The 18,891-nt window shown below is 62.2% G+C and carries 18 protein-coding genes and 1 pseudogene; 2 read left to right on the top strand and 17 right to left on the bottom strand.

What is annotated here, in order from left to right:
- Positions 1–23 precede the first annotated feature (23 nt).
- From ACSUZJ_RS11365 to ACSUZJ_RS11355, 3 genes are read right to left on the bottom strand one after another with little or no spacing between them, the layout of a single operon-like run.
- Complete coding sequence (locus ACSUZJ_RS11365) at positions 24–884, bottom strand: c-type cytochrome (RefSeq protein WP_499416142.1); 861 nt, start codon at positions 882–884, stop codon at positions 24–26.
- Positions 881–1,513, bottom strand: coding sequence for a cbb3-type cytochrome c oxidase subunit II (locus ACSUZJ_RS11360; protein ID WP_499416140.1), 633 nt, complete (start codon positions 1,511–1,513; stop codon positions 881–883). The genes ACSUZJ_RS11365 and ACSUZJ_RS11360 overlap by 4 nt, the downstream gene beginning before the upstream one ends.
- 2 nt (positions 1,514–1,515) lie before the next feature.
- On the bottom strand, positions 1,516–3,123 hold the full coding sequence (locus ACSUZJ_RS11355) for a cbb3-type cytochrome c oxidase subunit I (protein WP_499416138.1): 1,608 nt from the start codon (positions 3,121–3,123) through the stop codon (positions 1,516–1,518).
- 330 nt (positions 3,124–3,453) lie between these two features.
- Between ACSUZJ_RS11355 and ACSUZJ_RS11350 the strand changes: the two genes are divergently transcribed.
- On the top strand, positions 3,454–4,653 hold the full coding sequence (locus ACSUZJ_RS11350; RefSeq protein ID WP_499416136.1) for a cation:proton antiporter: 1,200 nt from the start codon (positions 3,454–3,456) through the stop codon (positions 4,651–4,653).
- Positions 4,654–4,785: 132 nt separating this feature from the next.
- Here ACSUZJ_RS11350 and ACSUZJ_RS11345 read toward each other — a convergent pair whose 3' ends face one another.
- From ACSUZJ_RS11345 to ACSUZJ_RS11290, 12 genes are all read right to left on the bottom strand, one after another.
- Entirely contained in the window at positions 4,786–5,397 is a 612-nt protein-coding gene (locus tag ACSUZJ_RS11345) for a YeeE/YedE thiosulfate transporter family protein (protein ID WP_499416134.1), read from the bottom strand.
- Positions 5,390–5,896, bottom strand: a complete 507-nt coding sequence (locus tag ACSUZJ_RS11340; RefSeq protein ID WP_499416132.1) for a YeeE/YedE thiosulfate transporter family protein — start codon at positions 5,894–5,896, stop codon at positions 5,390–5,392. Before ACSUZJ_RS11340 ends, ACSUZJ_RS11345 begins: the two co-directional genes overlap by 8 nt.
- A gap of 18 nt (positions 5,897–5,914) precedes the next feature.
- The gene (locus tag ACSUZJ_RS11335) at positions 5,915–7,294 is read right to left on the bottom strand and encodes an MBL fold metallo-hydrolase (protein ID WP_499416130.1); all 1,380 of its coding nucleotides are present in this window, start codon (positions 7,292–7,294) and stop codon (positions 5,915–5,917) included.
- Between the two features lie 217 nt (positions 7,295–7,511).
- Positions 7,512–9,245, bottom strand: coding sequence for a bifunctional metallophosphatase/5'-nucleotidase (locus ACSUZJ_RS11330; RefSeq protein WP_499416128.1), 1,734 nt, complete (start codon positions 9,243–9,245; stop codon positions 7,512–7,514).
- Between the two features lie 169 nt (positions 9,246–9,414).
- Positions 9,415–9,840 carry a DsrE family protein gene (locus ACSUZJ_RS11325; RefSeq protein WP_499416126.1) on the bottom strand — a complete coding sequence of 142 codons (426 nt, stop codon included), beginning with the start codon at positions 9,838–9,840 and terminating at the stop codon, positions 9,415–9,417.
- 38 nt (positions 9,841–9,878) lie between these two features.
- Positions 9,879–11,039, bottom strand: coding sequence for a c-type cytochrome biogenesis protein CcsB (gene ccsB, locus ACSUZJ_RS11320; protein ID WP_499416124.1), 1,161 nt, complete (start codon positions 11,037–11,039; stop codon positions 9,879–9,881).
- 71 nt (positions 11,040–11,110) lie between these two features.
- Positions 11,111–11,740, bottom strand: a complete 630-nt coding sequence (locus ACSUZJ_RS11315) for a class I SAM-dependent methyltransferase (RefSeq protein ID WP_499416122.1) — start codon at positions 11,738–11,740, stop codon at positions 11,111–11,113.
- Between the two features lie 19 nt (positions 11,741–11,759).
- Entirely contained in the window at positions 11,760–12,458 is a 699-nt protein-coding gene (locus ACSUZJ_RS11310) for an MBL fold metallo-hydrolase (RefSeq protein WP_499416120.1), read from the bottom strand.
- A gap of 45 nt (positions 12,459–12,503) precedes the next feature.
- Positions 12,504–13,307, bottom strand: a complete 804-nt coding sequence (locus tag ACSUZJ_RS11305) for a sulfite exporter TauE/SafE family protein (protein ID WP_499416118.1) — start codon at positions 13,305–13,307, stop codon at positions 12,504–12,506.
- 27 nt (positions 13,308–13,334) lie between these two features.
- Complete coding sequence (locus tag ACSUZJ_RS11300; RefSeq protein WP_369090139.1) at positions 13,335–13,772, bottom strand: YeeE/YedE family protein; 438 nt, start codon at positions 13,770–13,772, stop codon at positions 13,335–13,337.
- Positions 13,773–13,785: 13 nt separating this feature from the next.
- Positions 13,786–14,217: a YeeE/YedE family protein gene (locus tag ACSUZJ_RS11295; protein ID WP_499416116.1), complete on the bottom strand. Its 432-nt coding sequence runs from the start codon at positions 14,215–14,217 to the stop codon at positions 13,786–13,788.
- Entirely contained in the window at positions 14,214–14,513 is a 300-nt protein-coding gene (locus ACSUZJ_RS11290; RefSeq protein ID WP_083415607.1) for an ArsR/SmtB family transcription factor, read from the bottom strand. The genes ACSUZJ_RS11295 and ACSUZJ_RS11290 overlap by 4 nt, the downstream gene beginning before the upstream one ends.
- A 342-nt stretch (positions 14,514–14,855) precedes the next feature.
- Between ACSUZJ_RS11290 and ACSUZJ_RS11285 the strand changes: the two are divergent.
- Positions 14,856–16,519 (top strand): annotated as a pseudogene (locus ACSUZJ_RS11285) (bifunctional protein tyrosine phosphatase family protein/NAD(P)/FAD-dependent oxidoreductase).
- Positions 16,520–16,666: 147 nt separating this feature from the next.
- Here ACSUZJ_RS11285 and ACSUZJ_RS11280 read toward each other — a convergent pair.
- Both ACSUZJ_RS11280 and ACSUZJ_RS11275 read right to left on the bottom strand, forming a co-directional pair.
- The gene (locus tag ACSUZJ_RS11280) at positions 16,667–16,918 is read right to left on the bottom strand and encodes a hypothetical protein (protein WP_499416114.1); all 252 of its coding nucleotides are present in this window, start codon (positions 16,916–16,918) and stop codon (positions 16,667–16,669) included.
- Between the two features lie 16 nt (positions 16,919–16,934).
- On the bottom strand, positions 16,935–18,809 hold the full coding sequence (locus ACSUZJ_RS11275) for an ATP-dependent nuclease (RefSeq protein ID WP_499416112.1): 1,875 nt from the start codon (positions 18,807–18,809) through the stop codon (positions 16,935–16,937).
- Between the last annotated feature and the right edge of the window lie 82 nt (positions 18,810–18,891).

The following is an 18,891-nucleotide window of genomic DNA, read 5'->3' as shown; positions in this document are numbered from 1 at the left end:
CTTGTCTCAAGAGCGCATTGCCATCACAGCGATGGGGTGGAAGTGGCACCTGCCCGGGCCGACATCGCCGGTGCCGGCATCGAGCCGAGGTAGTCCGACACGGCGCGCATGTCGTCCGGATTCATGCGTCGCGCGACGTCGTCCATCAGCTTTTGCGGCGAGTTCTTGCGCTCTCCCGCGTGCCAGGCAGTCAACTGGGCGAAGATGTAGTCGGGCTGCTGGCCCGCCAGCGCGGGAAAGCCGGGCGCGACGCCCTCGCCGTTCATGCCGTGGCATTGGAAGCAGGCCGGCACGTTGGATTTCCAGTCGCCCTTCTCGGCGATCAGCTTGCCGCGTTCCAGGTTACCGCCCAGGCTGGGCGCCAGCGTGGCGCGCAGTTCGATGCCGGCGTAGTAGCGCGCCAGCTTGGCGATGTCCTCATCGCTCAGGGCGCGCGCCACGAAGGCCATCGATTCGTTGTGGCGCAGGCCGGAGCGGAAGTCTTCCAGCTGCTTGGCGAGATAGGCGGCGGGCTGGCCGGCCAGGCGCGGCGTGCTGAGACTTCCCTCGCCGGCGGCGCCGTGGCAGGAAGCGCAGCTCCAGGCCTGGCCCGTGCCGGCGCTCACCGCCTGCAGGGTTGCCGGGTCGGCGTCGGCCAGGCCGCGCACCACGCCTGGCGGCGCCGCTGCAACGGCCACCGCCGCCGTCGTGGCGCTGTGCTGGTTCTGCTGCTGCCCGCGGCGTTGCGCCTGGTACTCCGACACGTAGGTGAGCAAGCCCCAGAATGCCAGCGCGAACACCAGCGCGACCACGAACAGGGGAATCGGGCGCGTCCGCTCCCATGGGTCGAAGGCTTCGTCGACCTGCGGCGCTGCCGGGTTCTTGGCCGGATCGTTCTTGTTCATCGCTGTTCTCCCTTCGACAATGCATAGCCTTCGTCACGGACGGCCTGGCCCGCCGGCGCTGCCGGATAAGTACGGTTGAGACCTTGAAGGTATGCCGCAAGGTCGAGCGCTTCCTGGCGCGCCACCACCACCTCCCCCTGCGGCTGGTATTCCGGCGGGAGCTTGACGACGACGTCGCCCGGCGCCGCCTGCTTCTTGCGTTCGAACAGGTAAGGATAGGCCGGCATGATGCTCCAGCCGAAGATCGCGCGCGGCTGGTACAGGTGGGTCAGGTGCCAGTCGCGGCTCGGCAGGCGCGCGCCCACATTGAGCAGGTCGGGGCCGGTGCGCATGGTGCCCAGCTGGTGCGGACGGTCATAGGCGAAGTCGGCCGAGGTCGGGGCCCGGCCCCAGCCTTTCGACAAGTCGGCCAGGGTCTGGCCGGCCGCGCGCGGCTGCTGGCTGTGGCAGTAGACGCAGCCCTGGTTGATGTACTGCTGGCGCCCGGCCAGCTGCTGCGGCGTGTAGTCGGCCAGCCCCGGTGCGGGGACCTGGTCGCGGATCTGCGCGCCGGGGATCACCACCAGCATCAGGGTCGCGAATGCGAGGATGGCGATGGCGCCGACGAAAATCGGAATGAGGCGGTTCATGGTCATGCTCCGGCGGTGGCGGTTTCCGGCGTCTGGCCCGCAATGGCCGTACGCTGGGTGCCCTTGCCCATCAGGAGGGCGGCGATATGGAAGGCGAACACGAGGTGGCCCAGGGTCATCAGGGTGCCGCCGAGCGAGCGCGCCTCCAGGTAAGGCATCGTGGCGCGCGTCACGGCTTCGAACGAGCGTCCCGGTTCGAGCAGGCCCATGCCCTGCAGCCAGCCGCCGATCGACACGGCGAAGAAATACACCGAGAAGCCGCCCACCACCAGCCAGAAGTGCAGCTTGAGCAGGCGTGGCCACGGCCAGTCGCGGCCGGTCAGGTAAGGCAGCATGTAGTAAAAGGCCCCGAACAGCACCATGCTGGTGAAGCCGTAGGCGCCCAGGTGGGCATGGCCGACCGTGTAGTGCGTGAAGTGGGTGATCGAATTCACCGGACGCAGCGCCTGCAGCGAGCCCTGGAACGAGGACAGCGTGTACATCAGCGCGCCCAGCGCCACGAAGCGCAGCGCCACCGACTGCTTCAATGCCCACGCATTGCGGGCCACCGTGGTGTGCTGGTTGATCGCCACGGCAATCACCGGGATGAACATCATGACGCTGTGGACGATCGACAGCGTTACCAGCCAGGTCGGCACCGGGGCGCCGATCAGGTGGTGGATGCCGACCTGGCTGTAGAACAGCGCCAGGCCCCAGAAGCCGAGCAGCGACAAGCTGTACGAATACACCGGCTGGCCGACGATCTTCGGGATCAGGTAGTAGGCCGTCCCCACGCCGAGTGGGGTCAGCCACAGGCCGAGCACGTTGTGCGCGAACCACCAGTTGACCGTGGCCTGCTGGACGCCGGCGTGCAGGCCCGGTAGGTTCGCAATGAAGTACAGGACCGGGAACCATACCAGGCCGCCCAGGAAATACCACCCCGACACGTAGATGTGGTGCGACTTGCGGTGGCGCGCCGTCATCACCAGCGGGAAGGCAAGGCAGGCGCCGCCGACCGCGAGCAGCAGCCCGATCTGCCAGGGAATCTCCAGCCACTCGACGCCCTGGGTATGGCCGAGGGCGATGGCGGTCACGCCCATGGCGACGCCGATGGTCCAGACCATGGCGCCGAACATGGCGACGCGCGGGTAACGCAGGGGCGTATGGAAAATGCGCGGCACGATCCACAGCGCCGAGGCGATGCCGGCCACCGACAGCCAGCCATAGGCCACCAGGTTCAGGTGCATGGTGCGCATGCGGCCGAAGGTCAGCGGCGCATGGTCCACCAGCCAGTCAGGCAGGTGCAGCTTGAGCGAGGCGATCACGCCGAACATCGAGCCGAGCACCAGCCAGAACGCGGCCACGGCCGCCATCAAGAGGACGGTGCGGCGCCCGGCGACGTCGATGCGCTCGCGGATCACGTCAAAACGGTGGGCATGGGAATCGGCCGGCGCGCGGCCGAAGGCGGTGGTGTCGTCGGGGGCGCCGGTTTCGCCCGGCTCGAAGATCGTGGAGGCATCGCTCTGCGACAACGCGAACTGGCGGCGTGCGATGGCCCAGATCAGGAAGCCGAGCGCGGCAAGCGATGCGGTAAAGCTCAGCGCGAGCAGTAGTCCGATAGTGATGGGCATGATTTGGAATGCGTAATGGACTGCGCCAGTACGGCGCAGACAAGTTCATCGGGTTCGCACAGAGAGAGCGCTGCGGATGCGGCGTGGCCTCCCAATGTTGACCGGGGCCGCATGTTTAGTACGAGCAAGTTTCTGTAGCGGATAGCAATGCTATGCACTGCGGATTAAGGCAGGATTAAGGATTTGCTGGGCTGCGGGTAATTGATGGGTCTTGACGCGGTCGCGTTACACCATCGCAATTTTTTCTTGCCAGGATTTGAAAAAGCACACCATACTCGCCCCTCGCCTACTCGAATTACCACATCAGCCAGACACGATATGCACGCAGTAATGGGCACGACCGAAATTTTTCTGATCGCCATGGCGATCATTGTCAGCATTCCCTACCTGATCTGGCGTTTGGGCGACACGGACTACTACGCCCCGCTCGTCGTGGTGCAGATCATCACCGGCATCCTGCTCGGGCCGGGCATCCTAGGTAAGGCATATCCGGAATACTATGACTTTGTGTTCAATCCCGAGGTCATCCAGTCGCTCAACGGTATTGCCTGGTGGGCCGTGATGATCTTCGTGATGATTGCTGGCATCGAACTCGACCTGAAAGCGGCCTGGGCGCACCGCCGCGAGAGCATGATCACTGCATCGCTCGCGCTGGGAACCCCGCTGGTGTTTGGCTGCGTTGCCGCGCTCGGCATGCTGGGCTACGCCGGCTGGATCGGTCCCAAGGCCGCAAGTTGGCAATTCGTGCTGGGCGTCGGCATGGCGTGCGCCGTCACGGCCTTGCCGATCCTGATTCTGCTCATGGAGAAACTGGAGATCCTGCGCCGGCCGATCGGGCAACGCATCCTGCGTTATGCAAGCCTGGACGATATCGCGATCTGGGGCGTGCTGGCCCTGATCCTGCTCGATTGGGATCGGGTCGGACGTCAGCTCGGGTTCCTGGCGGTGTTCGCCCTCGCCACCGTGTTGTTCCGTAAACTGATGGTCAAGTTACAGGAACGCGACCGCTGGTACCTCAGCCTGATCTGGCTGACGGCCTGTTCCTTCGCGGCCGACTGGGCCGGACTGCACTACATAGTTGGCGCCTTCCTGGCAGGTGCGGTCATGGACGCGGAATGGTTCGACCAGAAGACGATGGATTTGATGCGTCATCACGTGCTGCTGGCCATCATGCCAGTGTTCTTCCTCTCCACCGGCTTGCGCACCAACTGGGCGATGGGAGGCCCGGCGGTGTTCCTCGTCGCCGCGGTACTACTGCTCGCCTCGGTGAGCGGCAAGCTGGCCGGCACCCACATCGCCGGTAAAATCCTCGGGTGGGGTGAGGGCGAAGCGTCCATCATCGGCTGGCTGCTGCAGACCAAGGCGCTGATCATGATCATCTTCGTCAACATCCTGCTGGACAAGGGCATCATCACCAGCGAAACCTTCACGGCCCTGCTCCTGATGGCCGTTGCCAGCACCATGCTCACCGTGCCCGTGGTCCACGCCAAGTTGCAGCGCGTTGGCGCATTGGTGTTCAAGTCAAGTTGATCGCGGGCGGAAAGCCTTGCAAGGCATACCGATGGACCGCGCGGCCCCGCCCCGCGGCTGCCAGCCCTATGTCACCTGTCGAAGCGCTGCATTCCCCCGATGCCCCCGGGAGCCCGGGTCATGCTTGTCGAACTAGGGAAAATACAAGTACAACAGCCACAGTGCCACGCCCAGCAAGGGCGCGAACACGATCAGGAACGGCATGGTGCGCACGCCGATCAGGTCGGGGAGCTGGATGCACCCGCGGTCACCCCAGGCCAGCACATTCGTGCCGAGCTTTCTGGACAATTCGGCAAACAGATAGCTACCCGCCAGGAGTCCGGCAATCCCGGCGACGGCGTCGAGATTCCCCTGTCCCAAGGCTGCTGCGCCGGTTCCCGGGCAATACCCGATCAAGGCAAACCCTGCTCCAAAGACCAGGCCGCCAATGACATTGGCTGCATACTTCGTGGGTTTGAGGTGCAGCTTGACCAGCCCACGAGCATGCATGGCGAAAATGCCGATCATCCCGACAAGGATCGCTGTCAGCATGATCTTCATGACCGTGAAGTCGGTGAGCAGAAGCGCGCCCAGCAGGACGTCGTACTTGGCAACGCCGCCTTTCTGCAACAGGAAGCCGAAGATCATCCCGAACAACAGGCCCAATGCGAGCTGCCTTGGCGAGTCGCTTTGCTCGTCCCCGCCGCCAGTGTTTCCGGGGGGCGTGGCGCGGCCAGCGCCGGCTTTTGCGGATGTGCTATCCATACATCACCTGCGCCACCAGGACGCCGCCCGCGAAGAAGCAGGCCAGCGCAATCCACGACCCGACCGACAATTGCAGCGCGCCGCTGATTCCATGGCCGCTCGTGCAGCCGCCTGCAAGCCGCGCCCCGAACGCCATGATCACGCCGCCAAGGAAAGCGACCGACATACGCAGTGCTACCGAATTTCCGAAATGCGCCTCCCACAGCGGCGGGATCAGGCTGGCATTGAATTCGCCACCCGACCAGGCGGCGAAGAAGGCCCCGACGACGATGCCGAAAGCGAGCATGACTTCCCACTCGACTTTGGGGACCTTATCCTGATAGAACGCCAGGGAATCGGTGTGTTTCCTGGAGACCAGGTAGCCCAGCATGCCCGCCATGCGTGCGAAAGCCGTCGACACGCCCAGCGGTTTGCTGGAAAAGTAGAACGTCGCCATCGAGAGGACGCCGACAAGGGCGCCGACCACATAGGGATTCCATGCACCGCCAGCCGTGTCCATGTCCGTCTCCTCCGCGCCTTATTCGACCTGGTTCCTGTTCAATGGCAGCCCGAGCTTGTCCCATGCCGTGATGCCGCCAAGCATGTTATAGACGTTCGTATACCCGTTACGCCGAAGAATACTGACCGCAAGCCCGGAGCGATGTCCCACGCTGCAGTGAGCGACGATGCGGCGATCCTTGGGAATCGCGGGCAGGTTTTCTTCGAGATGGCCGACGAAGGTATGCTGCGCGCCCGGTATGTGCTTTTCCTTCCACTCCATGTCGTCGCGCACGTCCAGGATAGTCAGCTCGCCCTCCTCATGCCAGCGTGCAGCCTCGCTGGCGCTCGTCGTGCCCAATGCTTCGATAGGCAGGCCCGCTTCGCGCCATGCCTCGACCCCGTTCACGAGCACTCCTTCGACGCGGTCGATGCCGATGCGTGCAAGCTGTGCGATTGCCACAGGCGCCTTGGCAGGCTGCTCCACGATCAGGAAAACTGGTGTCTGTTCGTCTGCGAGCCAACCGCCGAAGGTGGACAGACCCTCGAGCCAGACGTTGTACGAGCCCTGGATGTGTGCACCTGCGAAGGCATCAGGCGATCGGGTATCGATCATGACCCGGCCGCTGGCGCGCTCCTGGAATACCTTCGGCAACAGCACGCGATCGTCGGGAAACGCGGGTGCGGGCCGTCCGGCCTCCAGGTTGACCACTTCCATGTGCGAGAAATACGGAGGCCGCGGCAGATTCTCACCGGCCTTCTGCGCCATGAATTCCGCACGGGTTTTCTTGAATACAGGATTGGTCGCGCGTTCAATGCCCAGTGTCGACTCGTCGCGCTCGGAGATGTTGCCCCCGCATGCAGATCCCGCCCCATGTGCCGGTAGCAGGATGGCCTGCTCGCCGAGCGGCGCCAGTTTCTGGTGCACCGAATCGTAGAGCAGGCCCGCGTTCTCTGCGGTTTTTCCCGGGTCCGACAGATCGGTCCGCCCGGTATCGCCCACGAACAGTGCATCTCCGGTGAACACGCCCCAGCACCGGTCGCCGGCGTCAGCGGGATACACCGCATAGGACATGCTTTCGGGCGTGTGTCCCGGGGTGGCGAGCGCGACGAAGCGGGTCGTCCCCACCCTGAATTCCTCCCCATCCTCGACCTGCACATCGACGCGGCCGAACAGGGGGTGCTTGCCCGCCAGTATCTTGGCACCGGTGAGTTCCGCCAGGCTCGCGGAACCGAACTCGAAATCCTCTTGGCGATGCGTTTCGATGCAGTAGGCAATGCTCAAGCCATTGTCGCGTGCCAGTTGCAGGTACTCTGCCACATCCCTCCGGGGATCGACGACCACTGCAAGCCCGTTGCCGCATCCGAGCACATAGGCGTTGTGGCCCAGTCCCTGCGTTTTTACCCGTTGAAAAAACATGGTTCCGTTCCTTTCGTCGAGAGTCAGTCATGCCTGCGGGACGAAGCGATTGCTGTCGTCACTTTCGCACAGTGCGCAGCCGATCTACACACATGTTCGCGCCATCGTTATCTCCATGGTCTTGCCCGAGTGTCGCGACCCAGGATTAACTGCACGTTAACGTGCGGGACGGGAAATGGCCGTGCCCGCAGGGCTTATCCATGGTGCCCTTTTCTGCTTACCGGGCGACAGTGCCCAGCGGCTGTACCTCGACAATGCCGTGCTCCCCGGCCGGAAGCGGCTTGACCAGGCGGATGCGGTCCAGCTGCAGGCCGCCCTTCGTCACGCTTTGGCCCGGCAGGGTGTCGAGGTACATCTTCACAACGTCGGTGCCATCGAGCGGCGCGCCCGTCTCGTCCTTTACCACCACGACACCTTTGGCTGGCAACCGGTTGATGAGGGTCGGAATCTTCTCGTACCAAAGCCCGGCCACGGTATAGGTCGCATCCATGCGCATCGGTTTGCCATTGATGCGCATATTGCTTACGCGCGAACCCTGCGGCGCCTGCGGGTCGAAGTCCGCCGTCAGTCCGCTGATGCCCGCAGTCCAGCCATTGATCCATTCGCCGGGCCGGGCTTGCGTGTTCTGGGGATTTCCCTCGAGTGCCTTCTTGATCTGCATGCCGGTCAGCCCGCCGCGCGCGATCTGGGCTCCCACCGGCAGGAAGTGGTACAGATCCTCGAGCTTGATCGGCCCGGGCGCTACAGCCGTGCCATAGCGAAAGCCCGTGATCATGCCAAGCTGCGCCCCGCCCTGTCGCCGGAAGGCATCGGTCAGGAAGTCGTGCGAGGAACCCTCGATCACCGCCGGCATGCGCTCGTTGCTGAAGTTACTGCGGTGCAGCGGTACTTCCGTCTGTCCGACCACGGTGTCGATCGGGTAGCGCAGCAATGCGCCGCTGAACGGGTTGGCAATGACGCCCGGCTTGAACGCCGGTCCGCTGACCAGCGGCGCCCGCACCTGCGCGACCATGGCGGCGATACGCTTGTCTTCAGCCAGCTGCTCCGTGATCCTGTGCGACACGTAGCGCTTGTCGGCGACCACGCCCTTGTTTACCCGCACCTGGAGCTCGCCCACCACCTGGCCGTCCATACCCTGTTCCACGATCAGGGTGCCATTGCGGGAGACCACGGGCCTGGGCGTAATTTCATGCTTGTCCGATGACAGGATCACGTCCACCCCGGGAATGGCATCTGCCAGCGTCAGGTTGCCGTGCAGCCCGAGCTCTGAAATCACCACGACCAGGTCGACATCCTGTGCACGCACTTGCTTCACATACTTCGCATACTCTTCCTTGCCGTCGGTGAAACGCAAGCCTGCCGTGACCTTCTGGTCGCCCGCCTGCGGCCCGCGGTCCGAAGTAAAGCCGATGATGCCAACCCGCAGGCCGCCGACCTGCTTGATCAGGTAGGGAGGCGCCACGGTCTGTCCGTTCTTTGCTTCCAGGCCGGGGTAGTTGTCGTAGTACAGGTTCGCGATCACAGGGTTCCACCGCGCTTTCGCCTGGGGACCGGTGAAGTACGACAGGAATCTGTCTGCCCCGTACACGTAATCCCAGTTGCCGGGCGCATAGGCGTCGAAACGGAAGGCGTTGAGCACCTCGATCATCGCTTCCCCCTTGGTGAACAGTGCCTCGGCCCCGCCGTGCAAGGTGTCGCCCGTGTTCACCAGCAAGGTCTTTTCGGGATGGGTGCGGCGGATCCGTTCGACCAGCGTGTAGATGCGCGCAACGCCACCTTCCGTTTTTCCCGCCGCGTCGCTACGCACGCTGGCATGCGGCACGAGGTGGCCATGCAGGTCGCCCATGTGAATCAGGGTTACCTCGCCCGTACGGTCCGAGGCGCTCGCCTGCGCCCCCATGCCGAAGACCAGGCCGGCGAATGCAAACATCGCTGCTTTATGCAATTTCATTCGAAGCTCCTTGAGTGGGACTGCCCCGCGCAAAGGTCGAGGAAGACCCTTGCTGGAGCGCTGCCCAATCGTAAGGGGCTGCGATTAAGGCAGCGTTACCGGCGGTACGGACATGCCGGCAACGCAGTCCTGCCACTGGGCAGTGTCCGCTACCATGGACACACGGGCTTCAAGGCTTGATGTAGGCGTACCCCTCCTGCGACTGCAGGCGCGCCAGCTCCGCGACACCGGACGGCACAATGCTCGCTTCCGGCATCACCCGCTTGCGATCGATCTTGCGTCCTTCCAGGGTGTTATTGCATACCCGGAACTGGACCTTTCGGTTCGAGAGTTCCTGCACGACGGCGTCGTAGGGATTGCCGTTCTTGTCCTTGGCGTCCTCGAGCAGGAAATCGATCCCGGCGCCGTGCGTGACCACGACGATGCTGGCGTTCGGACTGGCGTTCAGATGGTTACGAATATTACCGAGCGCCTGCATGGCATTGCTCGCGTCGCTGATGTGGTACACGACCTTCTCGGGCCGTCCGGCAGCGGAGGCGGCGCTCGCGGCAAAGCTCAGGAACAGCACGGCGGCGATTGCACGAAACAGTTTCATATGGTCTCCTTTGGATCCTGGACTCAACTAAAATCGGGTCACAATTCCCCATACGAGTGCAGCCCCGACAGGAACATGTTCACGCCAATGAATGCGAAGGTGGTCACCAGAAGACCCACCACCGCCCACCATGCCGCCACGCGGCCGCGTAGTCCGCTCATCAGGCGCAGGTGCAGCCAGGCCGCGTAGTTGAGCCAGACGATCAGGGCCCAGGTTTCCTTCGGGTCCCAGGACCAGTAGCCGCCCCAGGCCTCGGCCGCCCACAGGGCGCCGAGGATGGTGGCGACGGTGAAGAAGGCGAATCCGACCGAGATCGATTTATGCATCACGTCGTCCAGCACGTCCAGCGATGGCAGGCGGTCGGCCAGGATGCCGTGCGATTTCAGCAGGTAAGCGCATCCGACCATTGCGGCCAGCGCGAAGGTGCCGTAGCCGATGAAGTTTGCAGGCACGTGGATCTTCATCCACCAGCTCTGCAGGGCCGGCACCAGCGGCTGGATCTGGGCGGCATCGCGTGACACCGTATACCAGAGGAGGAAGACGACCGCGGCGGCGATGATCAGCAGGACGAAGGCGCCCAACTGGAGCGTGGCGTAGCGCTCTTCGTAATACAGGTGGAACAGCGCGGTGATCAGCGCGAACAGGATGAAGACCTCGTACAGGTTCGACACCGGAATGTGGCCGATATCCGCCCCCATCAGGTAGGACTCGAACCAGCGCACCGCCATGCCGGTGAAACCCAGCACCACGGCGGCCCAGCACAAACGCGAGCCGAGCGCACTGCTGGCATGCGAGCGCGCCAGCATCCCGATCCAGTAGAAGACGGTCGAGAACACGAACAGCACGCTCATCCAGAGGATGGCCGACTGGCTCGACAGCATGTATTTGAGGAAGAAATTCTGTTCCGCCGCTGCCAGTGAACCGTCGTAGAGCGACACGGCCCACAAGGACAGAAGCGCAGACAGCGGGAACAGCCAGCGCACCGGCTTCCAGTGCCAGCCGAGCGCGGCCAGCGTCGGCGCGGTCAGCAACAAGATCGCGCGCTCGTAGCCATCCATGAAAGCGGCATAACGGTTCAGCGCGAACAGCGCGGCGGCCAACAGGCCGGCGCCGAACATCCAGTCAACGCCCGTTAGACGCCGAAAATAGCCGGGCGCCTCCTTGTAGACGGCGCCCGGATTCGGTTGGGATGCTTCCATGCTTGTCTCCATCAATTGTTTTTATAAAAGTGCGCTTTGGGCGCAGGCCGGCAGGCTGCCCCACGTCGCGACTACAGGGCTTTTCTGCCGACCAGGCCGATGAGTGCCGAACGCCCCGCATGTTGCGTTCCCTCGGCCAGGTTTGCCTCGTAATTCAGGAGCTCGACGATGTTCAGTGAGCCGAGTTCCGCGCGTAGTATTTCCTCGGTATAAAGGTTCTCCAGCACTCCAGGACCGCCCGTCTTGTATTCGAGTTGCCTGGGCGTATATCCCTGCAAAATCAGGATCCCGCCCGGCTTCAACGTGGCGATGATGTTTGCGAACAGTCGGGCCCGCATGCGTGGGTCGGCAAACTGAACGAAGATCGCCGCGACCACATCGTAAGATGCCGGCTCCCAGCTCCAGGCATCGCAATCGGCAATGTGAAAGTCAACCACTACCTGTGCATCGCTGGCGAGCTGCCTGGCCTTCCCGACGGCCACCGGTGAGAGATCGAACGCGTCTACGCTCAGGCCCTGGCGTGCGAGCCAGACACTATTCCGGCCCTCGCCGTCCGCGACCGCCAGTGCCCGCATCCCCGGCCGGAGCAGGTGCCCCTGACTGACCAGGTAGTCGTTGGGCGCCGTCCCGAAGAGAAATTCGGGTGTGCCGTATCGCTGGTCCCACAGGCTTGCCGCCTTTGCCACTGTATCGTCCGCCATCGCAATCCGTGTCCTTGCGTCAGGCGCTGTGCGGCAAACCCAGGTTCTGGTTCGCCGGCACGGCGACGTCGATCCGCTTCGGCTTGGGCAGGTCAAGCTCGGCCATCAACTGGACAAACTCCTCGCGGCTGCACTTGGCCAGCCGCGCGTTGTGCTGCTTCTCCCAACCGATCGTCGATACCACCTGGCCCTTGTAGTCGTGCCCCGGCCACATCAACATGTCGTCTGGAAGCGAAAACAGCTTCTTCGTCACGCTGTCGAACAAGGCATCGGCGCTGCCGCTCTGGAAATCGGTACGGCCGCAACCGTTGATCAGGAGCGTGTCGCCGGTGAACACGTTATTGCGCCACACATAGCTCATGCTCCCTGCGGTATGGCCAGGCGTATGCAATACGAGGATCTCTTCGCCGCCGAAGCGGATCACATCGCCGTCATTCAACTGGACGTCGGCGGGCGGAATGCCGCAACCGCTCGGGACCGCGGCCTTTGCGCCGGTCAGCTCGCGCAGTTTGCCGGCGGACGTGACGTGGTCCGCATGGGCATGCGTCTCGAGGACGTAAGCCAGCTTCAGGTCGAGGCGCCGCAAGTGCTCCAGGTCGCGTTCCCAATGTTCGTCGACAGGATCGATCAGCACGGCCTCGCCGCCCGCCTGGGTTGCAAGAATGTAGGTAAAAGTCGAAGACTCGGTGTCAAACAACTGAATCGGTTTGAGATTCATGGAGGTTCTCCTTGGAATAGGATGAGCGCCGCATGGCGGCTCGGGTTATCGGTACAGTACCTTGACGATCATGCCCACTGCGACGAGCGCCGACACGGCAGCGAAGCCAATCTGCAGATGGGGCCCGGCCAAGCGGTCCGATACGATACGGCCGCCCAGCATGCCGGCCAGTGCCCCCGCGGCGAACGGCAGTGCCACCGGCCAGCTCATCGAGCCGGCGATTGCGCTCGAGGCAACTCCTGTCACCGACACCAGTGCGATCACTGCAAGCGAGGTCGCCACGGTCGACTGCATATCCAGGTTGGTATAACGCTGCAGCGCCGGCACCATCACGAAACCGCCACCGACACCAAGCAGGCCGGAGAGCAAGCCCGCAACCGTGCCGGAAAGCGCGAGCGAACGCGCGCAGCGCGCCGTCCAGACAAAGCGGCCCGTACTGCCGTCACGCATGCACGGCTGCTCGAGGTCGACAGGGTCCTGACGGACAGCCTGCTTAGCCGTAGCGCGCCGAAATGTTTTGAAAGCCACAAACAAGAGGACGAGTGCAAACAGTACGCTGAGCCAGCGATTGTCGATACGGTTCGCAAGCCATAAGCCGACCGGCGACAACAGCATCCCTGTCACCGAGATCAGGACCGCGGCCCGATAACGTACGATTCCGGCCTTCAAGCCGAGGATGGCACCAAGGGCCGCCGCCATGCCGACCGCCATCAGGCCGATCGGACCGGCCTGGGCAACTCCCATCTGCATGCCGAAGACGAGGAGCGGCACGGCAAGGATGCCGCCGCCGGCACCGGTCAACGCGAGCACCACGCCGACTACCAGGCCCAGTCCCAGGCTGATCAGCATGACGTCGCCCCCGCCTTGGCGCTGCGATTACGCATGCTGCTTCCCAGTGGCAGTGGGCAGGCGCTCCAGCAGTTCGAAGATCGCCATTCCGACCAGTAGTGCGCCAGTGAAAATGAGCGGTTTCTCGCCACCGCCGACCAGCGACACCAGCGCCGGCCCCGGGCAGTAGCCCGCCAGGCCCCAGCCTACCCCGAAGGTCAAACCGCCGAACACCAGCCGCCGGTCGATCTGCGTGGCGGTCGGCAAGCGCATCGCATCGCCGAGCAGCGATTTTTTGCGCCCGGCGGCAAAGTGGAATGCGATCACGCCAACTGCGATCGCGCCACCCATGACGAATGCCAGGGAAGGATCCCAGCTACCCGCCAGGTCGAGAAAATTCAAGACTTTCGCCGGGTCGGCCATGCCCGATACGAGCAGCCCGATACCAAAGATAAGCCCGACGATCAATGCCATTACGATCTGCATGAGAATTCCCTCCTTAAGCCATCAGGTGGCGTACGACATACACGGTGACGAAGCCAGCCAGCATGAAGCTCGCCGTGGCGACCAGGGAACGCGGCGAACGTCGCGACAGTCCGCATACGCCGTGGCCGCTGGTGCAGCCGGCCCCATAACGCGTGCCCAGCCCGACCAGCAATCCGGCGACAACCAGGGTCCCGGTGCCGGCTTCGATGCGGGCCTCAGGCAAGGTAGCAAACATCCCGTACACCAAAGGCGCACCGAGCAGTCCCGCCAGAAATGCGATACGCCAAGCAATGTCGCCGCGCAGCGGACGCAGTAAACCGCCAAGCACGCCGCTAATGCCGGCAATCCGGCCGTTGAACAGTACAAACAACGCAGCCGATAGACCGATCAGCAAGCCGCCGGACAGTGACGCCCACGGCGTAAATTCGCTCCAGTTGATGGTCATGATTTACTCTCCTTCATCGGTTTACAGTACAGCCCGTACAAAACTTCCATCACGGCCATCGCTTCCCTGCTCGCTATGCTGTAATAGATCTGCTTGCCCTCGCGGCGGGTATGGACCAGCTGCTCGTCGCGCAGCACGCCAAGCTGTTGCGAGAGTGTGGGCTGACGAATGCCGGTCAAGGCTTCCAGCTCGCTGACACAAAACTCTCCTTGTGTCATCTGGCAAAGCAGCAGCAGGCGGTCGATATTGCCCAGTGCCTTTAACAGGCCTGAGGCCTGCTCTGCTGCACGGCGCATCGACTCGATATCGATGCCATCGGCAGGACACAGCCCCGCTTCTTCATCTTTCTTTAACATCTTGGCCACCCATCAAAATACGTTTTCATAGTATATCGCATCTCAAACTATTTTCAAGTATATTGTTACCTATGTCGGTGACCCGCGACATCGTGTGCGCGTGCCGGGTTGGGAGTCAGACGTATGCTTTGACATGGCGCCTGAATCGCTGCAGGTGAATTGCTCACTTGATAGCTGATAACGCACCCTCATCCGCATGGCCAGGCAGCAGCGTTCCTTCTGTCGGTCTTGAACTTGTAAGCGTTTTGGTCAGCCGGCAAACTCAACCATCCAGGAGATCCCATGAAATTCAAACAGCTCAGCCCGGACCTCGCGGTCTCTCAACAAATTCAACTCGAGGACATCCCCGCCTTGGCACAGGACGGTTTTCGTTCGATCATCTGCAACCGGCCGGACGGCGAAGGACCGGACCAACCTGCTTTCAACGAGATCGAACGGGAAGCTACCCGCTTCGGAATGGAAGCACGGTATCTGCCGGCGGCGCCGGATAATGTCACCGATGCCCATTCAGCCGCGTTCAAGCAATTGATGGCCGAGTTGCCGAAGCCGGTACTCGGCTATTGCCGCACCGGACGGCGCTCGACGTCGATGTGGGCACTTTCCCGGGCGGGCGAGGAATCCCCCTCCAGGCTGTTGGAGGCGGCGTCGCAGGCCGGGTACGATCTCGGCGCACTTGCGCCGCGCCTTGAGAAAAAATAGACGGAGTCGACATGTCCCCATCACATGAGGTTCTCATCGTCGGTGGCGGCGCGGCCGGAATCGCGGTAGCGGCCAGCCTGCAGGCGCGGCTGCCCGGCCTCGACATCGCCATTATCGAACCTGCCGCCTCCCACTTCTACCAGCCCGGCTGGACCATGGTCGGGGCCGGAATTTTCAAGGCCGGCGATACCGTGCACGACATGGCCTCGGTCATGCCGCGTGACGTTCGCTGGATTAAGGCCGCGGCTGCCGAGTTTGCACCGGAACGTAACGCCGTGGTGCTTGCCGACGGCAGCGAAGTAGCCTACCGCAGCCTCGTGGTGTGCCCGGGCTTGAAGCTCGACTGGCAAGGCATCGAGGGCCTGGCCGATGCGCTTGGCCACAATGGCGTCACGTCGAACTACCGCTTCGACCTGGCGCCCTACACCTGGAACCTCGTGCAGCAGATGCGACGCGGTCGCGTCCTGTTCACCCAACCGGCTATGCCAATCAAGTGCGCCGGAGCGCCCCAGAAAGCGATGTATCTCTCGGCCGACCACTGGAAGCGTGCCGGTGTCCTGGACGATATCGATATCGGCTTCTGCTCCGCTGGCGCGGTCTTGTTCGGTGTCGCGGACTATGTTCCGTCACTCATGGAATATGTGCAGGCCTACGGCATCGGGCTCAACTTCGACGAAACCCTGACCGCGATCGACGGCGAGCGAAAGCGCGCCACTTTTACCCGCACAGGGGCTGACGGTGTCAAGCAGACCGTAGTCAGAGACTTCGACCTGATCCATGTGGTGCCGCCCCAGGTCCCGCCGGACTTCATCCGCAACAGCCCCCTGGCCGACGCTGCCGGATGGGTCGATGTCGATCCTGCCAGCTTGCGGCACAAGCGCTACGACAACATATTTGCGCTTGGCGATGCATGCAATACCACCAACGCCAAGACTGCCGCTGCCGCACGCAAGCAGGCACCGGTGGTGGCGCACAACCTGCTCGCCCAGATGGGCAAGGCTAAGGGAACGGCGAGTTACGACGGCTACGGTTCCTGCCCACTGACTGTGGAACGGGGCAAGATCGTCCTGGCCGAATTTACCTATGGCGGCAAGCTTTCGCCGAGCTTCCCGCTCTGGTTGATCGACGGCACCAAGCCGTCGCGCCTGGCCTGGCACCTGAAGAAGGACATCCTTCCGTCACTGTACTGGGAGTGCATGCTCAAAGGGAGGGAATGGATGGCACGGCCACGGACGTTGCAAACCTGAGGCTGGGTGACGAGCGCTTCAGCTCGGTGGACGCTCGCTGCTCAAGGAAATTTTCCTGCTGGGCGAGCAATCGTTCCCTCTTGTTGAGCATAGCGATGAGAGGAAGCCGAGCGTCCTTCAACCTTGCCGGCTGAAGGACGAGTTTTATCACCTAAATGCGGTTAGCGTGCGCTGGCAACGTTCCATTGCCACATCTTCCGCCGCACGGCCAGCATTTGGTGCGCTCGTCAACGTCGGATAAGAACCGATCTCTTTAAAGTATGCGACACCGCGCTCGGTACACTTTGCGACGCTGTCCTCACCACTATCGCCGCTGTCGGCCGCGACTTCCGGTGCTTTGTTGCCGCATCCGACCAGTGCGAACGCGACAACTACCAAACCAATGAAGTGCTTCATCATCTCTCCTGGACCGTTATTAGTCCTGCAACTTCGCTACGTCTTCAATAGCCGCAGCGACAGCAGCTTCGACGGCTGCTGCGGCATCCATGACATCCAACTTCTTCGAATACACCGAAACTGCAGTCTTGAGCTCATCCAGCGTTCCCCACTTAACTGTACCTGCCGGTAGTTCGCCTGTCCCCTCCACCAGACACGACAGCAGCTGGGTTACCTTTGCCCTGCCTTGCTCGCTCTTCCTGACCTTCTCCCACGCTGCGTAAGGCTTCTCGCCCTTTGCCGGCTTCCCGAACATGGCGCACTCGAAGTTGGGAAGCGACGCAACGACGACTGCGCCACATGGAGCTTCCCCTGCGATGTCCTTGATCTGCTGATTTGCCGCCCAGGCCGGGTTTTTTGCCTCCCCTTTTTTGGTGGTGATTGTCGGGGTATCGGCATCGTGAAGAACGGCGTAGGGATTGCCGAACTGGTTCAAAATCTTGCACAGCGCGATGATCGTATACTTGCCGCGAGCCCGCACAACGTGCACGTCCTTGAATCGTTCCTTGTTGGCCTGAATAATCTCCTTGAATGCCGAATGCTCGGTATCGCCCTCGACGACGACCGTACGCCCGCCGAAAAAGAACTCGGCCACATGGGGATCGTACATGTTGAGCAACTTGAGTTCCTCCTTTTCGTCGGGACTCAACTTCGCCTTGGTTGGACGATAGATCGTTGTCCCGGTTACGTTGCCTCCCGTCGCGCGCTCGACTCGCACAATCGATGTGTTGTCACGAGAGAGGTCGATGAAGACGGGCGAGTGGGTCGTAACCATCACCTGCCACTTCTTCGTTGATGGCAGGGAGTACAAGACGTTGCATGCATCGCGGATGGCGTTCGGATGCAGGCACATTTCTGGTTCGTCCAGCAAGAGCAGGTGCGGCCGTTCGGACGCGGCACCGTCCTTCTTGGCGGGCGCCCTTTTATGCTCAGCTAGAATGCGCAGTGCTGTCCAGAGCAGGGTCCGGCGTGCGCCACTTCCCTGCCGTTCAAGCGACGACTGATAGCCGTCATTTGGCCCCATCCGGAGTGACGGCGCAATCTTGAACAAGGAGATAGTTTTTTCGACGTCATCCTCCGCCTTGGCATCCAGAGCGATCGCATAGCCAGGGAATACCTCAGCCAGCGATTCATTCAGGCTCTTTCTGACGTCGTCGATTGCAGTTGCAGCATCTTCGGCTACCTCCTTCCGTAAGGTCTTCACGGAATCCAGGAGCTTCTCGTAAGAGCTTTTTTCTTGTCCTTCCTCGCTCTTCGAGCCGGTGACCTCCTTCACCTTTTGCTTGATGGCTTCCTCGAGCAGACTGATGATTGCCGCAGCCTGTGTGGCCGGATTATCGAACGCTTCGATTCGATGAGGTTCCGGCCGGTTGACTTGGGCCACACCTGCAGCTCCCCATGGCCCGTGTTCGTCATCCCAACAATCTTTTTCGACATTAAAACCTACTTTTTTCGGCGCACCAGGCTTCTTCCACGTCCACCGTTCTCGCACGTGACGCTCGCCGGATGGCTTTTCGGCGATCCAATGCGCAGCAGGCGGCTTGCTTTCCGCGTACAGAACCGTTTCGAGCTCGATGGTGGGAACCACTTCCGACTCTGCATCAGGCAGGACGCCATTCGGAAAATCGTCGAGCTCCAGATGTCCCTGGCTCCCACTTTGCATCACTACCTCGTAGGCCCTGAGAATGGAGCTTTTCCCTGCGTTGTTTGGCCCCACCAGGACGACAATTTCGTCTAGTTCGATCGTTACGGGAATCTGTCCGATGCCCCGGAAGTTCGATATGGTCAGTCTGTGTAGGCGCGCTCGTGGTGCAGTTTCTTGTTCAACGTTTGCCGCTCTTTTCGCCGTCGCCATGCTTGCATCCCCAGTATGTTGTTGTCGTTCTCACTGCAGCTGAAATCGTGTGATCGCGCAGTCGAGATAACTATACACAATG

The organism is Telluria sp. B2, from assembly GCF_051789535.1.
Lineage (GTDB): Bacteria > Pseudomonadota > Gammaproteobacteria > Burkholderiales > Burkholderiaceae_D > Telluria.
The sequence above is the reverse complement of the archived record's forward strand: the minus strand, read 5'-3'. Positions and strand labels throughout refer to the sequence as shown.